General features: G+C 60.0%; 16 protein-coding genes and 1 tRNA gene. 6 read left to right on the top strand and 11 right to left on the bottom strand.

What is annotated here, in order from left to right; translation table 11 throughout:
- Positions 1-70: 70 nt before the first annotated feature.
- The 5 genes from CRX69_RS25540 to CRX69_RS25520 all read right to left on the bottom strand — a co-directional run bounded on the left by CRX69_RS25540 (position 71) and on the right by CRX69_RS25520 (position 5,299).
- Positions 71-838, bottom strand: coding sequence for an ABC transporter substrate-binding protein (locus tag CRX69_RS25540; protein WP_047226887.1), 768 nt, complete (start codon positions 836-838; stop codon positions 71-73).
- 13 nt (positions 839-851) lie between these two features.
- Positions 852-1,625 carry an ABC transporter ATP-binding protein gene (locus CRX69_RS25535; RefSeq protein ID WP_047226888.1) on the bottom strand — a complete coding sequence of 258 codons (774 nt, stop codon included), beginning with the start codon at positions 1,623-1,625 and terminating at the stop codon, positions 852-854.
- Between the two features lie 350 nt (positions 1,626-1,975).
- Positions 1,976-2,422 carry a hypothetical protein gene (locus CRX69_RS25530; RefSeq protein ID WP_047226889.1) on the bottom strand — a complete coding sequence of 149 codons (447 nt, stop codon included), beginning with the start codon at positions 2,420-2,422 and terminating at the stop codon, positions 1,976-1,978.
- A 40-nt stretch (positions 2,423-2,462) separates the two neighbouring features.
- Positions 2,463-4,697, bottom strand: a complete 2,235-nt coding sequence (locus tag CRX69_RS25525) for an ATP-binding protein (protein ID WP_107323062.1) — start codon at positions 4,695-4,697, stop codon at positions 2,463-2,465.
- Positions 4,694-5,299 (bottom strand): biliverdin-producing heme oxygenase, encoded by a 606-nt coding sequence (locus tag CRX69_RS25520; RefSeq protein WP_107323061.1) that lies wholly within the window; start codon positions 5,297-5,299, stop codon positions 4,694-4,696. Before CRX69_RS25520 ends, CRX69_RS25525 begins: the two co-directional genes overlap by 4 nt.
- Here CRX69_RS25520 and CRX69_RS28130 point away from each other — a divergent pair.
- Positions 5,260-5,643: a hypothetical protein gene (locus tag CRX69_RS28130; protein WP_177513896.1), complete on the top strand. Its 384-nt coding sequence runs from the start codon at positions 5,260-5,262 to the stop codon at positions 5,641-5,643. The two genes, CRX69_RS25520 and CRX69_RS28130, sit on opposite strands and share 40 nt — an antisense overlap.
- Before the next feature lie 129 nt (positions 5,644-5,772).
- Here the strand turns inward: CRX69_RS28130 and CRX69_RS25510 are convergent, their stop codons facing one another.
- The 6 genes from CRX69_RS25510 to panM form a co-directional block, all read right to left on the bottom strand.
- On the bottom strand, positions 5,773-6,180 hold the full coding sequence (locus tag CRX69_RS25510) for a hypothetical protein (protein ID WP_107323059.1): 408 nt from the start codon (positions 6,178-6,180) through the stop codon (positions 5,773-5,775).
- Between the two features lie 192 nt (positions 6,181-6,372).
- Positions 6,373-6,448: transfer RNA gene (locus CRX69_RS25505), tRNA-Phe, on the bottom strand.
- A gap of 102 nt (positions 6,449-6,550) precedes the next feature.
- Positions 6,551-6,823: an oxidative damage protection protein gene (locus tag CRX69_RS25500; RefSeq protein ID WP_047226893.1), complete on the bottom strand. Its 273-nt coding sequence runs from the start codon at positions 6,821-6,823 to the stop codon at positions 6,551-6,553.
- A complete protein-coding gene (gene mutY / locus CRX69_RS25495) occupies positions 6,820-7,887 on the bottom strand; it encodes an A/G-specific adenine glycosylase (RefSeq protein WP_107323058.1) in 1,068 nt (355 codons plus the stop codon). Before mutY ends, CRX69_RS25500 begins: the two co-directional genes overlap by 4 nt.
- Complete coding sequence (locus CRX69_RS25490) at positions 7,884-10,121, bottom strand: AsmA family protein (protein ID WP_107323057.1); 2,238 nt, start codon at positions 10,119-10,121, stop codon at positions 7,884-7,886. The genes mutY and CRX69_RS25490 overlap by 4 nt, the downstream gene beginning before the upstream one ends.
- Positions 10,122-10,261: 140 nt before the next feature.
- Positions 10,262-10,660: an aspartate 1-decarboxylase autocleavage activator PanM gene (gene panM, locus CRX69_RS25485; protein WP_107323056.1), complete on the bottom strand. Its 399-nt coding sequence runs from the start codon at positions 10,658-10,660 to the stop codon at positions 10,262-10,264.
- A 261-nt stretch (positions 10,661-10,921) separates the two neighbouring features.
- On the opposite strand from panM, the gene CRX69_RS25480 reads away from it, so the two are divergent.
- The 5 genes from CRX69_RS25480 to hisA all read left to right on the top strand — a co-directional run bounded on the left by CRX69_RS25480 (position 10,922) and on the right by hisA (position 15,122).
- Complete coding sequence (locus CRX69_RS25480) at positions 10,922-12,583, top strand: OFA family MFS transporter (protein ID WP_107323055.1); 1,662 nt, start codon at positions 10,922-10,924, stop codon at positions 12,581-12,583.
- A 273-nt stretch (positions 12,584-12,856) separates the two neighbouring features.
- Positions 12,857-13,450, top strand: coding sequence for an imidazoleglycerol-phosphate dehydratase HisB (gene hisB / locus CRX69_RS25470; RefSeq protein WP_003186751.1), 594 nt, complete (start codon positions 12,857-12,859; stop codon positions 13,448-13,450).
- Complete coding sequence (gene hisH / locus CRX69_RS25465; RefSeq protein WP_047226898.1) at positions 13,450-14,088, top strand: imidazole glycerol phosphate synthase subunit HisH; 639 nt, start codon at positions 13,450-13,452, stop codon at positions 14,086-14,088. The genes hisB and hisH overlap by 1 nt, the downstream gene beginning before the upstream one ends.
- Positions 14,088-14,342: a DUF2164 domain-containing protein gene (locus tag CRX69_RS25460; RefSeq protein ID WP_047226899.1), complete on the top strand. Its 255-nt coding sequence runs from the start codon at positions 14,088-14,090 to the stop codon at positions 14,340-14,342. Before hisH ends, CRX69_RS25460 begins: the two co-directional genes overlap by 1 nt.
- Before the next feature lie 42 nt (positions 14,343-14,384).
- On the top strand, positions 14,385-15,122 hold the full coding sequence (gene hisA / locus CRX69_RS25455) for a 1-(5-phosphoribosyl)-5-[(5-phosphoribosylamino)methylideneamino]imidazole-4-carboxamide isomerase (protein WP_047226900.1): 738 nt from the start codon (positions 14,385-14,387) through the stop codon (positions 15,120-15,122).
- Positions 15,123-15,128 lie beyond the last annotated feature (6 nt).

Genomic DNA, 15,128 nt, shown 5'->3' with positions numbered 1-15,128 from the left:
GTTCATATCGCGGCAGGCTTTGCTAAGGGCCGGCGCCGCAATGAAGCGGCGCCGGCCAGGCACGTCAGTATCAATAAATGCTGAACGGGAAGTACTTGTCGTTGATCTTTTTATAGGTGCCGTCGGCAACGATTTCCTTGAGCGCGGCGTTCAGCTTGTTGCGCAGTTCGTCGTCACCCTTGCGCACGGCGATACCGATCTTGTCGCTTTCCACCACCGGGTCGCCTTTGAATTCGAAGGCGGCGCCGTCTTTGCTCTTGAGCCATTCGTATTGCACGTATTTGTCCGCCAGGATGGCGTCAACGCGGCCCGAGAGCAGGTCCAGGTAAGCGTTTTCCTGGGTATCGTAGAGCGTGACCTTTACGTTGTAGTCATCTTCCATGTTGCGGTCTTCCAGCCAGGTGCCGGCCAGTGTGGCGCGTTGTGCGCCAATGGTCTTGCCGCTCAGGTAGGCCTTGTCGGTCTTGAAGTCTTCGGTGGCCTTCGGTGCGATGAATTGCAGCTTGTTGGAGTAGTACGGTTCGGTGAAGTCCACGGCCTGCTTGCGTTCCTCGGTAATCGACAGCGAGGAGATCAGGAAGTCGAACTTCTTGGCGTTCAGGGCCGGAATGATGCCGTCCCAGTCGGAGGTCACCACGCTGCATTCGACTTTCATCTTGGCGCACAGGGCGTCGCCAATGTCCTTGTCGAAGCCGACCACGTTGCCACTGGCATCTTTGTTATTGAACGGCGGGTAGGCCGCTTCGATGCCCATCTTCAGTGTTTCCGCGGCCATGGCGCTGGCCGAGAAGACCAGGCTGGCGGCAGCGGCCAGGAGGAATTTCTTGTAGGTCTGCATATGTACTGCTCCGTTAGCGGTTGCTGGACATGAATTGTTTGCAGCGCGCCGAAAGCGGGTTCTCGAAGACCTGCTGTGGCGATCCTTGCTCCTCGACCAGGCCTTGATGAAGGAACACCACTTCGCTGGAAACCTGACGGGCGAAGCCCATTTCGTGAGTCACCAGCAGCATGGTGCGGCCTTCTTCGGCCAGGGCGCGGATCACACTAAGTACTTCCTGGACCATTTCCGGGTCAAGGGCAGAGGTGGGCTCGTCGAACAGAATCACTTTAGGCTGCATCGCCAGCGTGCGGGCGATGGCGGCGCGCTGCTGCTGACCACCGGAAAGCTCGGCAGGGTAGGCATGACGCTTGTCGGCGATGCCGACCTTGGCCAGCAGGGCTTCGGCCACTTCCACGGCCTCGGCCTTGCTCTGGCCGAGCACCCGGCGCGGGGCTTCGATGATGTTGTCGAGCACGCTCATGTGCGGCCAGAGGTTAAAGTTTTGAAACACAAAACCGATTTCGCTGCGCATGCGGTTGATCTGTTTGCCATCGGCGGCCACCAGTTCACCGTTTTTCGCGGCCTTGAGCTTGAGCTCTTCGCCGGCCACCAGGATCTGGCCCTGGTTGGGATTTTCCAGCAGGTTGATGCAGCGCAGGAATGTGGATTTGCCGGAACCGGAGGAACCCAGGATCGAGATCACATCGCCGTCGCGGGCGGTCAGCGAGACGCCTTTGAGCACCTCCAGCTTTCCGTAGCGTTTGTGCAGGTTGCGGATTTCAAGCGCGGGCGTGGCCTGGGCCATGTGCGGTCCTCATGGTGTGTGCTCCCTTGCTGTTGGCGGCCTTCCTGGCGAGGCGGCCAAGCTAGCATAGCGTCCGAATGGCAGCCAACAGCGCTACGGGTGGTAAACCGCGAATGTGCGGCAGGTTGTCGCATCGGCGCAGCAGACTGTCGCGCCATCAACAACCGAACGGCCGTTCGAACTCTGTTTACCGGTAAAAGTCCCGGGGAGTCGCGTAAAAAAAGGCGCGATGGTGCCAGCTTTGGCTGGGGGTTGGAAGGGTTAATCGGGTGAGTGTTGCCGTTGTGCGTTTTTATCGTCCATAGGAAGTTTTAGCTGGCTGTCCTCTTCTCCGTGAGGCTGATCGCGTTCTATTCGCTGGCGGGCTCTTCCATCAGCTGACGATAACGATCCAGGGCCTCGCTGAAGTCCTTGATGAACTCCGGGGTGCTGAGCCAGCGCTGGGCCGTCTCGCGATCCATGTCGTCGGCCCACATGCGGTAGTCCACCAGCATGTCAGCGGCCAGGTTGGTGGCGGCCATGCTTTCGTTCTCGGCGTTTTTCAGGTCCAGCAGGCCGGGGCGTTCGCTGATCATCACGCTCAGGGACGCGAGCAGCGTGTCGAGCATCTCGCTGCGGCTGATGGCCTCGGCTTCGCGTAGCTTGGCGAACAGCTCGAGCACGTAGACCGGTGGCTGGGCGGTGGCATGGGCCGGGTCGCCATACATGGGGATGGATTTACGCCCGCTCATGCGGATTTGCTTGGCCTTGTCTTTGGCACGCTTGGCGCGTTTTTGCTGTTTGTTCAGTGAGGCCATTGGGCTTCGGTTTCCAGTTTGTTAGAGGGCGATGCCCGGCTCAGTTGATTTTCGGCACGGTAAAGCTGAATTCGCTGCCCTTGCCTGGCTGGCTTTCAGCGTGCAGTTTACCGCCATGGGCCTGGACAATCCCCTTGGAAATATACAAACCCAGCCCGGTGCCGTTCGGGTTGCCTTCCTTGACTGTCCAGTAGCGGTCAAACACGTGAGGCAACTGCTCCGGTTTGATTCCTTCGCCGGTATCACGAACGCTGAACACGATCTCGTCACCCACCGACATCGCGCTGATGCCCACGCTGCCTTGCTGGGGGGTGAACTTGATGGCGTTTCCAATCAGGTTCGACAGCACCTGGAACAACCGCTCGGGGTCGGCATTGATCTTGAGATTGGGTTCGGCGTGGAACGAAATATCGATGGCCTTGGCGGTTGCCAGCGGCGTCAGCAGCGAGCAGGCGTCTTCGAATATCTGGCTGACGTCCAGCGGCTGGGGATGGATGGTGTAGCGCCCGGCGTCGATGCGCGAAGTGTCCAGCAGGTCTTCGAGCAGTACGTTCATGCGGCTGGCGGCCTGTTGCATGGTGTCGATGGCTGAAGCAATTCGCTTGGAGCTATGGGAGCCGTCGGAGCTGAAGGACTTTTGCATCATGCCGCAGAGCATGGATATGACCGTCATCGGGTTGCGCAGGTCATGGGACACCACCGCCACCAGTTCATCACGCGCCTGCACCGCCTGACGCTCCTTGTGGACTTGCCGGGCCAGATCGTTTTCCAGGGCCGAGCGACGCAGGTCGTTGGCGGCAAACAGATCGCCGTGGGTCCATTTGGTACTGATGCCGGCCATTTCGACTTTCCAGATTTCGAAAGACGTTCGCGGTCGCAGGCGCAAACCTGTCTCGCTGCTTTCCAGGTCCAGGGGTTTTTGCGGGTCGCCGCTCCACTGGATGGTTTGCTTCACCTCGGGGCGGAACCACAGCACGCCATTTTCCACAGGCTTGGGCAGGTGGATCGCCAGCACACCGCTCGCCACGTCTTGGTAAGCCTGGGCCGGAGCGAAAATGCTGCTCAGGTTGTGGTGGGAGAAAACGGGTTGGCCGGTCTCCAGCATCCATTTATGCAGCTCGCGGATCTGCTCCGCTTCCGGGCACTGGCCATGGCGGTGCAGCTTGTTGTCCTCGAGGATCGCGACGCCGGTGGCGCCGGTCAGGTCCATCAGCCGTTGGGGTTCGTGGGACAAGCCGTCAAAGACATTGTCGCTGGACTCGGCCATGGCCGTGGCGAGAACCTTGAGGTCCTCAAGCTTGGCGTCCCGTTGACGGGTCAGCTCCAGTGCTTCCATGGCGCTGATCTGCAGCGACAGCACTTGGCCGATGGTCTGGCAGGCCATGCGCATTTCGTGGGGCACGAGCAGGGGTTGACGGTTGCCGCAACTGATCAGGCCCCACAGCCGGTCGCCTTCCATCAGGGAAATACTCATGGACGACAGCACACCCATGTTCTTCATGTATTGGCGGTGGATCGGCGAGACGCTACGCAGGGTGGAAAAGCTCAGGTCTAGGGGTGTTTGAGTGTCGGGGCGCAACTGCGGGACCAGCGGTACCGGCGTGTAGTCAGCGTTGGGGATGATCCGCAGCCAGTTGGTGCGATACAGCTCCCGGGCCTGTTCAGGGATATCCGATGCCGGAAAAAACAGGCCTTTGTAGAGCTCCATCGACGGCGCGCTGGCCTCGGCGATCACCTGGCCATGGCCTTCTTCTTCGAAGCGATAGATCAGTACTCGGTCGTAGCCGGTCATGGCCTGAATTTCCCGAACGCTGATTTCGTAGAGAGCCTGAAGGCTTTTCGCGCCTTGCAGACGTTGCAGCATGCGCCCCAGATTGGCTTCGCCGCTGACACCTTCGGGACGGTAGTCGCTCAGGTGCTGTTCCAGTTCGACGATCAGGGCGCCTTGATGGCGGTGGACCAGGGCGTCAAAACGCAGCTGGTTCACGACAATCTCCACGGGCGCGTTGTCCCCGTCCGCATCGGCGCGACAGGCCTTGAGGACGGCTTGGGCCTGCTGCTGCCCGAACAGTGCGTCCAGCGTCTGGCCGGGGAGACCGTGAGGATCGTGCCCCATCAATTGCAATACGTTGGCGCTGACCTGTCGGATGACGAAGTCGGGTTCGGACAGCATCAGTAGCACGCCATGAGGCTGGATGGCCCCGGGGAAGCGAATCGGTTCGTCTGCACAATTGGCCAGCAGTTCTTCGAAGGCTTCCTGGTTTTCCGGGGTCATAACAATACCTTTTGGCTGTCCAGCCAATGTTCAAAATGAGTAAACGTCGCTTTGGCGGCACATGTGACTTCGAGCGTTTGGGCGTCGCCAAGGTTCCTGTCGCCCAGATATTGAAGGAAGTCCTTCCAGCGCCGACCGGTGAGTTCGCCATACACATTGAGAAACGCAGCGCCGCTGGAGGCATCAAGACCGAGCTGTTCGGCGACTCTGCGCCGCAGGATCTGCCCCCCGAGGGTTGCACCTTCCAGCACATAGGAAACCCCCAGGGCGGCGGCACGGGAATCGATCTGCGGCAGGTCCCGGCAGGTGGGCAGTGCCTCGATAGCGTGGTCATCCAGGCCCAATGCCGTGAGATCCGCCTGCAGTACGGGAAGCTTGATCCGCAGGGATTGGTCCAACCCCGTCGGTGTCAGCGTCAGTACATGAAGTCGCTGTTCCAGCGGTTTATAAAAACCGTAGTAGGCGGCCATCAGGCGCCGGTACAGGTCGAGGTCCAACTGTTCGGAGAAAAACGGCAAGCGTTTTTCCAGGGCGACGTGCAGCTCAGCGGTTTCGGTCCGCAATGCCTGAATCAGAGAAGGGGGAGGCGCGGCCGGTGACATGCGGGATAGAGCTCGTTGACTGGAGCGTTGCTGGAAAAAAAAAGCGCATCAATCTTACACAGATTTTTCGGCCAGAGCGGCCATCAGCTGTTGGCTTTCAGTTCGCCCGTCGTCAGTCTTGGTTGTCGAGCCTCAAGGCTTGCTCCAGGTCGGTCTCCAGCAAAGCGCCGGCATTGGGCATTCCGAGGAACTCCAAAAATATGGCGCACTGCGTTCCAAATTGGAAACGATTGATAAAAGTCCCGCATGTGGCGCAGGTTGCGTTCATCAAAGCCTTTCCCAAACGGGCGGACCAAAAGGATGCTCTGGACGACGTTTCGATGATGCAGGGCGAGTCTGATTAGGTGGGAGGAAAGCCGTCCGATTCTTGCAGGACGGGTTTGACGCCGCCTGATCTTGGCTGACCCTGGCTTGTAGGAGCTATCCCGGGATGGCGTCATCCACTGCCGACGTCCTCATAATGAGGACGATCATCAGATCGGATCTTGGGCTAGCGCCTTGGACGCGGCGACATAATCGGCCTGGAACTGCTCACTCTCCACCCAATCCAGCGCGGTCTGCTCATCGACGCCTTTGGTCAGGCGACGGTATTCGATCAATGCAGTAATGATGAAGTCGGTCGCTTCGTCCTCACCTTCCTGTTCCAGCACCAGCGTCAGCAGTGGATAGGTCAGGAACGCCTCGCACATCGCCTTCTGGCTGACCTTTTCAGCGGAGCTCATGATTTGGAACAGCTCCGTCAGGTCCACGGATTCCAGATCGATGCGCTCATCGTTTGGGTCCAGGAAGTCGTTCGGCGCAGCAGCACGCTGAATGCGGTTCTTCTTGGCTTTGGCCTTGGCGCGCTGGTTTCGTTTCTGCTGTTTGTTTGCCGATGACATGGGGGGGCAGACTCCTGGCATGAAAATAAGGCGATCTATCCTACAGCTTCAGGGCAACCACTTCGAATCTCAATCCACCACAAACAATGTGGCACCCAGTGAGGTTGAAGAACTCGACGCGCTGTCACAGCTACCGTAAATCCCAGGCAATAAAAAACCCCGATCAATTTCTTGATCGGGGTTTTCGGTATTTGGTGCCCAGAGACGGAATCGAACCGCCGACACGGGGATTTTCAATCCCCTGCTCTACCGACTGAGCTATCTGGGCAACGGGGCGCATTAAACGGGTTTTTCAGGGGGTCGTCAAGCACGTTATCAAAAAATATTTAATTATTACCGTCGCTTACGATCCGCCCCGGTTCTGGGTGGCCTATTCGGACGGCGGCACGTAGCCTTCGGCCTTGGCGTATTCTTCGCCGGAAAAGAACTTTTCCATTTCGCCTTGAAGGTATTTGCGGTCTTCGGCGTTCATCATGTTCAGGCGTTTTTCGTTGATCAGCAGGGTCTGGTGTTTTTGCCAGTCCGCCCAGGCCTTGGCCGAGACATTGTCGTAGATGTCCTGGCCTTTGACGCCCGGGAACGGCGCGCGCTCCAGGCCTTCCAGTTGTTCTTTGTACTTGCGGCACATCACGGTGCGGATCATTGCAACTCTCCTGCGTTCAATACGGCGGCCGCGCGTTCGAGCAAGGTCTTGACCGGGGCGGCGAGGCCCAGGCGCGGCGGGGTGGCGAGGTTATACCAGAGCCAGTCGGCCTCGGCCACGTGATGGCCGGTTTCCCGGACCCGGACCAGCCAGGGTTCGATCGCCAACTGGAAGTGGCTGAAAGTGTGCACCAGGCTTGGCATCTGCTGCTGATTGCCCAGCTCCAGCGAGTGTTGCAGGGCCAGGTGTTGCAGGTCGTCGAGGTCGTCGAGTTCCGGCAAGCTCCATAAACCGCCCCACAGGCCCGTGGAGGGGCGACGATAAAGCAGAATCGCGCCTTCGCGGTTGGCCAGCATCGGCATCAAGGTGCGTTTTTTGGGCACATCCTTGCGTGGCTTGGGGATCGGGTAGCGGGTCTCGAGGCCGAGCATATGGGCTTGGCAGCCTTTTTTAAGCGGGCAAAGCAGGCAGCTGGGTTTGCTGCGGGTACAGAGCGTGGCGCCCAGGTCCATCATCGCCTGGGTGTAGGCGTTGACCCGGTCTTGAGGCGTGAAGCGCTCGGCAGTCGCCCACAGTTGCTTCGCGACCTTCGGTTCGCCCGGGTAACCTTCCTGGGCGGTGAAGCGCGCCAGCACCCGCTTGACGTTGCCATCGAGGATCGGTGCCCGCAGGCCCATGCTGATGCTGGCGATGGCGCCGGCTGTGGACAGGCCGATCCCCGGTAATTCGGTGAGTTTTTCCGCGTCGCGGGGGAATTCACCGCCATATTGGTCGACTACGATCTTCGCGGTTTTCTGCAGATTACGGGCGCGGGTGTAGTAGCCCAGGCCGGTCCACAGGTGCAGCACTTCGTCTTCCGGCGCGGCGGCCAGGGCTTGCACGGTGGGCAGCGAGGCCATGAACCGGTCGAAATAATTGAGCACGGTGCTGACCTGGGTCTGCTGCAGCATGATTTCCGAGACCCACACCCGATACGCAGTGATGTCTTGCTGCCAAGGCAAGTCGTGGCGCCCATGGCGGTCGAACCAGTCCAGTACGGCGCTGGAAAACTGCTCGGCTGTCATCGCTTGAACAACCCCTTGAGCGCGTCCTTCAGCTCGGGGCTGACCTTGTCGCCGAGCTTCTCGTCGATCTTCTCATTGAGCTTGTCACCGAGGCGGTCGCCGGCCAGTTTCGCGGCGACTTTGCCCAATCCTTCGTTGTCCAGGCGGCATGCCTTCGCGCCCAGCTCCAGCGGACCGCGGCAGCGTAACGGCCATTCGACATCGACGTAACGTTCGTTGACCTGGCAAGCCGGGTCGGGCATGTCGCTCTTGTCGCCTTCGATGATGATGCCGACGCGGTAGTCCATGCCCAGCACACGCAGGTCGATATCGCCGTTGCCGTTGACGGTCATGCCAGGGATACGGACTTTCAGGTCCGGGTTGCTGGCCACGCCGCTGCGGAAGGTGAGATTGCCGTTGAGTTGCTCGAACGGGGTGTCCTTGCCCCGGGGCTCGCCACTGAGGGTTTTACGATTGAGGGTGGCGATGCCTCGGCACAACTGCTGCTCGAGGTTGGCATTGAGCAGTACGCCGTCGTTGATGACGAATCCGGCAGTGCCATTGAGGCTGTCGATCAGGGCCTTTTGGCTGTTGCCGCTGGCGGTCACGGCGCTGTTGAGTGTCACCAGGCCTTTGACGGGCGGCGTCTTGCCCTGGCTTTCGATGATTTTCTCGGCCGGTACCCGGTTGATGCGGGTTTGCAGGCTCAACTGCGGCGTGGGCTGGCGCACGTCCAGCGTGCCTTTGACTTCGAAGTTGCCGTTGTACAGATCGCCCCGCAGGTTTTCCAGGGTCAGCAGGCCGCCCTGGCCGGTGGCCTTGAGGGCGGCATTCTGGATCGGCAGCTTATCGAGAGTCAGTTGGCCGAAGGTCAGGTCGGCATCCAGGTCCAGTTTGCCCAAGCGTTCGACCGGAAACAGCCGGTCGTTGCTCCAGGCGCCCTGGGTGGGCGCGCTCGGCAACGGTGTGCTGCCGGCGCCGGCCATGGCGCTGGCTTCGGTGTTGCTGACCTCCGCCTCACGGGCTGCCTTGGAACTGTCGGCCTCGGCGGATTTTGGCGGCAGATAGCGGTCAACGTTGAAGGTATCGGCCTTGAGCTGCGCACGCAGTGACTGCTTGGCAAAGTCTTCCACGGCGATACGACCGCTGAAGGTGCTGTCGTCGATTTTCAGATTGATGCTATTGAATTCGGCGCTGGTCGGCGTGGCCGCAATACGGGTGACCAGTTCTACTTTGCTCAAGCTGCCTTCGGCCATGGCCGGCAGTTTCTGGCCGACGCCGTCGACGAATTTCGCCAGGTCGAATTGGGCGATCGACATGCCGCCGCTCAGTTGTGGGGTCTTGTCCAGATCATTGACCTTCAGTTCGCCCAACGCCCGCAGTTGATTGATGGAAAGCTTGATACCGGTCCATTCGGCGACGTTCGCCGCTTTATCAAGGAGTAACTGCCCGTGTGCCGCGAACGTCACGGTCTTGCCCTGCAAAGGGTCGCCCGTGGCTTCGCCGGACAGCTTCAGGTCTTCGAACTTGTAGCGCTGCAAGGCGCGCTCAAAGCGCAGCTCGCCCGTGACTTCGGTGCGCACGCGCACGGCTGGCTGGTTGCTGGCCAGGAATGCGGTGAGAGTGACCGGGATGTTGGTGGAATCATGGATCGGGCCAGTGCTCAGTTGGATGCTTTCGGCGGTGAACTGCCGGCCGGCCTGCTCGTCGGTGTATTCGACCCGGGCGTTGTTAACGGTCAGGCTGTCGATGTCCAGGCGGGTTGGCTGGGCCGGTTTCTGCGCCGGGGCGCTGTCCCCAGGGGCAGGCTGTTCGGCCGGTGCCGGGGCGTTTGCCGTGGTTTTAGAGGCGGGTGCCTTGCCGATGTCTTCCCAGTTGCCGTGGCCGTTCTTGTCACGGTTGAGTCGCAGGTTCAGGCCTTCGACCCGCACGTCGCTCATCTGCACTTCGCGGCGCAGCAGTGGAATCACGCGCACGGAAAGGCCGAGCATCTGCAGGTCGGCGAACGGTTGTGTCGGGTTTGCCAGGGTGGCGACGCTGGCTTCGTGTAATTCCAGACCCAGCCACGGGAAAAGGCTCCAGCCGATGTCGCCATTGAGAGTCAGCTCAATGTGGGCCTTGTCGCGGGCTATCTGGCGGATCTCTTCTTTATAGTCGTTGGGATCGAAGAGGTGGGTCAGGGCAAAGCCCAAGGCCACAATGACCAGCAACAGCCCGAGAAGTACCAGACCCAGGATTTTGCCGAACGCTTTCATGGGCGAGTCCTTGTAGGTTGAGTTCAAAATTTAGCCTGGGAGTATAACGCCCTGACCTGATGGCGCGTTGGGTGATCGTTCTTTCTGACAGGCCTGTGGATCATGGCACCCGTGGCGAGGGCTGCTCTGAGCTCCCGGATCTAGGCCTGCTCCAGCGTCAGTTTCAATTTGGCCGCCAGCGCCTGGGCTTCCAGATGACCGGATGGGGCCAAGAGTTTCAGTTCGGCACCGTGTTGCGTAGCCATTTTCCGTGCTTCGCTGACCAATCGTTCCGCCACCCCACGACGACGGGTGATGTTTCGTACACACAATTGGGACAAGTGCCAGACGTCCTGGTGCCGTTGCAGCCGCGCGGCACCGAGCAACCGATCATTGAAGCGGGCTGCGATCAGCGCGCCGTCTTCCAGGCATTTGTGTATCAGTTGTGTGCCGTCGGTGAACGGCTCGAACAGCCAGGCCGGGGCATCCTGGTAGATTTTGTGCAGGTCCTGCCGGTCCCGACAGGTGGCGTCATTCAACTGCTCGACAACGATGGGCATATAAATTCCTGAAAAATAAACGATTCACGCCCTACAGAAAACGTGCAACGGCGCGATAAGACAGAAGATGTAAAAAAGGTGATAGCACTTTGGCTTTTCTGTCATAAGCAAATGGTAACCTTTACCCGTTCGCCCGTCCTTCTGCGACTCAATGTCGCACCAAAATGAAGCTTCACCAGAAAATACAGTCGAGCTTTGCGCGCAATAAGGCTGAGGGTGATGCATGGCTGGCGAGCCATACCAATAACTGGGGGATACATAATGAGCACGAGCATCACGGCGGACGGCATTGCCGACCAGCCTGCGTTCCTCTCCAAGGAACGCATTATCGCCAAGCCCGGATTCAACCGGTGGCTGGTTCCACCGGCTGCACTGGCCATCCACCTCTGCATCGGCATGGCCTACGGCTTTTCGGTGTTCTGGTTGCCGTTGTCCAAGGCACTGGGCGTCACCAAGCCTGTAGCCTGTGCACCGGACATGAGTTTCATCGCACAAGTCTTTTCATCCCAATGTGACTGGCCGATCTCGATGCTCGGCTGGATCTACACCCTGTTCTTCATCTTCCTGGGTTGCTCGGCAGCCATCTGGGGCGGCTGGCTGGAACACGCCGGGCCGCGTAAGGCCGGCGTTGTATCGGCCTTGTGCTGGTGCGGCGGTCTGCTGATTTCCGCACTGGGTATCTACACTCACCAGATATGGCTGATGTGGATCGGCTCCGGGGTAATCGGTGGTATCGGCCTGGGGCTGGGCTACATCTCCCCGGTTTCGACGCTGATCAAGTGGTTCCCGGACAAGCGTGGCATGGCCACCGGCATGGCGATCATGGGCTTCGGCGGCGGCGCGATGGTAGGTGCACCGCTGGCTGCAGCGCTGATGAGCCATTTCTCTTCGCCGACTGAAGTGGGCGTATGGCAAAGCTTCCTGGTCATGGCCGCGATCTACTTCGTGTTCATGGTCGGTGGCGCCCTGTCGTACCGCGTCCCGCCGACCGGCTGGAAGCCTGAAGGCTGGACCCCGGCACCGAAGAAAGCTGCGAACGCGATGATCACCCATCGTCACGTTCACGTGAACGTGGCCTGGAAAACCCCGCAGTTCCGTCTGGTATGGCTGGTGCTGTGCCTGAACGTATCTGCCGGTATCGGCATCATCGGCATGGCATCGCCACTGTTGCAGGAAGTGTTCGGCGGCAAGTTGCTCGGCAATGACTTGCCTTTCGGTCAGTTGGATGCTGCGCAACTGGGTCAGATCGCGGCCATTGCGGCCGGTTTCACTGGTCTGCTGAGCCTGTTCAACATCGGTGGGCGGTTCTTCTGGGCATCCTGCTCGGATTACCTGGGTCGCAAGAACACCTACTTCGTGTTCTTCGCCCTGGGCTTTGCCCTGTACGCGCTGATCCCGAACCTGGGTCATCTGGGCAGCGTCGCGCTGTTCGTGGCGGCGTTCTGCATCATCCTGTCGATGTACGGCGGCGGTTTTGCCACCGTGCCGGCCTACCTGGCGGACCTGTTCGGTACGCAAATGGTCGGCGCGATCCACGGTCGGCTGTTGACCGCTTGGGCCGCGGCAGGCGTGCTGGGTCCGGTACTGGTGAACTACCTGCGTGAATATCAGTTGAGCATCGGCGTTGAACGCGCTGCGGCCTATGACATCACCTTGTACATCCTCGCCGGCCTGCTGGTGCTGGGCTTCCTGTGCAACCTGATGGTTCGTCCGGTCGCCGACAAGTACTTCATGACCGACGCCGAACTGGCCGCCGAACAGGCACTGGGCCATGACAAGGGCGCCGACAGCACCACTTCGCTGGAGTGGAAAGCCGCGCCGGGCACCAAGCCTTTGGCGATCGCCGCCTGGTTGGTGGTGGGCATTCCGTTGGCGTGGGGTGTCTGGGTAACCCTGCAGAAGACGGCGGTGTTGTTCCAGTAATGCGCTAGCCCGAACCCGCTGGGGTGAGGGCGAATCTTGTGGGAGCGAGCCTGCTCGCGATGAGGGAGGGTCAGCCGGCATCATTGTCGGCTGATCCACCGCTATCGCGAGCAGACTCGCTCCCACATTTGTTTTGGGTGATGGCCACAATTGCTTGTACGGACATGTCTATCGCCGACAACCCGTCAGGGATATCACCTCCTGTGTTTCTGTTTGCCGCTCACGCCCCTATAATGGCTGCCTTTTTCGCCCAATGATTTTGCGGAGCTGGTGATGGCCGAACGTAAGGCGTCTGTCGAGCGCGACACTCTGGAAACCCAGATCAAAGCCTCGATCAACCTGGATGGCACCGGAAAGGCCCGGTTTGATATCGGCGTGCCTTTTCTTGAGCACATGCTGGACCAGATCGCCCGTCATGGGCTGATCGACCTGGATATCGTCAGCAAGGGCGACCTGCACATCGACGACCACCACACGGTGGAAGACGTCGGTATCACCCTGGGGCAGGCTTTCACCAAAGCCATCGGCGACAAGAAAGGCATCCGTCGCTACGGCCACGCCTACGTGCCGCTCGATGAGGCGCTGTCGCGTGTGGTCATCGACTTCTCCGGTCGTCCGGGCCTGCAAATGCATGTGCCGTACACCCGTGCCACCGTTGGCGGCTTCGACGTGGACCTGTTCCAGGAATTTTTCCAGGGCTTCGTCAACCACGCCAATGTGACCCTGCACATCGACAACCTGCGCGGGCACAACACCCACCACCAGATCGAAACCGTGTTCAAGGCTTTCGGCCGCGCGCTGCGCATGGCCGTGGAGCTCGATGACCGCATGGCCGGGCAAATGCCCTCCACCAAGGGCGTTCTGTAATGCAGACGGTCGCGGTTATCGATTACGGCATGGGCAACCTGCACTCGGTGGCCAAGGCCCTCGAGCACGTGGGCGCCGGCAAGGTACTGATCACCAGCGATGCCGACGTGATTCGCGAAGCCGACCGGGTGGTCTTTCCCGGTGTCGGTGCGATTCGTGACTGCATGGCCGAGATCCGTCGCCTGGGCTTCGATTCGCTGGTGCATGAAGTCAGTCAGGATCGTCCGTTCCTCGGCATTTGCGTGGGCATGCAGGCCTTGCTCGAGAGCAGCGAGGAGAACGACGGCGTCGATTGCATCGCGATGTTTCCAGGCCAGGTGAAGTTTTTCGGCAAGGATCTGCACGAAGACGGCGAGCACCTGAAAGTCCCGCACATGGGCTGGAACGAGGTGAAGCAGACGGTGGATCACCCGCTGTGGCACAACATTCCGGACCTGGCGCGCTTCTACTTCGTGCACAGCTACTACATCGCGGCCGGTAACGCCCGGCAGGTGGTGGGCGGCGGTCACTATGGCGTCGATTTCGCCGCGGCCCTGGCCGACGGTTCGCGCTTCGCCGTGCAGTTCCACCCGGAGAAGAGCCATACCCATGGCCTGCAGTTGCTGCAGAACTTCGCGGCGTGGGACGGGCGCTGGTAATGGCCCGCAAGAAACCGCCGATCCTCACCCTCACGCCCGAGCAGGAAAGTGAGGCGAACCTCAAGATCCAACGGTTCATGGAGGATCGTTTCGAACTGGACCTGGGTTCGTTCGAAGCGGCGGAAATTCTTGAGCTGTTTACCCGCGAAATTGCTCCGCACTATTACAACAGGGCGATTTTCGATGTGCAGACGCACCTTAAAGAAAGGTTCGAAAGCATCGAAAGCGACTTGTGGGCGCTCGAGAAAAACTGATTTCCGAGCCAAGCTGAACATTCGAATTTGAAGGTTTGCCAGATGCTGATTATCCCCGCTATCGATCTCAAGGACGGCGCTTGCGTACGTCTGCGTCAGGGCCGGATGGAAGACTCCACGGTGTTCTCCGATGACCCGGTGAGCATGGCCGCCAAGTGGGTGGAGGGCGGCTGCCGTCGCCTGCATCTGGTTGACCTGAACGGTGCCTTCGAAGGGCAGCCGGTGAACGGCGAAGTGGTCACGGCCATTGCCAAGCGCTACCCGAACCTGCCGATCCAGATCGGCGGCGGTATCCGCTCGCTGGAAACCATCGAACACTACGTCAAGGCTGGCGTGAGCTATGTGATCATCGGCACCAAGGCGGTGAAAGACCCGGCGTTTGTCGCTGAAGCTTGCCGCGCCTTCCCGGGCAAGGTCATCGTTGGCCTGGATGCCAAGGACGGTTTCGTCGCCACTGACGGTTGGGCTGAAGTCAGCACCGTGCAGGTGATTGACCTGGCCAAGCGTTTCGAGGCCGACGGGGTGTCTGCCATCGTCTACACCGACATCGCCAAAGACGGCATGATGCAGGGCTGCAACGTTCCGTTCACCGCCGCCCTGGCCGCCGCCACGAAGATTCCGGTGATCGCCTCCGGCGGCATCCATAACCTGGGCGACATCAAGGCGCTGCTCGACGCCAAGGCGCCAGGCATCATCGGCGCGATCACCGGTCGCGCGATCTACGAAGGCACGCTGGATGTCGCTGAGGCCCAGGCCTTCTGCGATTCCTACAAAGGCTGAGGACTG

The organism is Pseudomonas rhizophila, from assembly GCF_003033885.1.
GTDB classification, from domain to species: Bacteria; Pseudomonadota; Gammaproteobacteria; order Pseudomonadales; family Pseudomonadaceae; genus Aquipseudomonas; species Aquipseudomonas rhizophila.
This window is presented reverse-complemented; position numbering and strand designations above follow the sequence as displayed.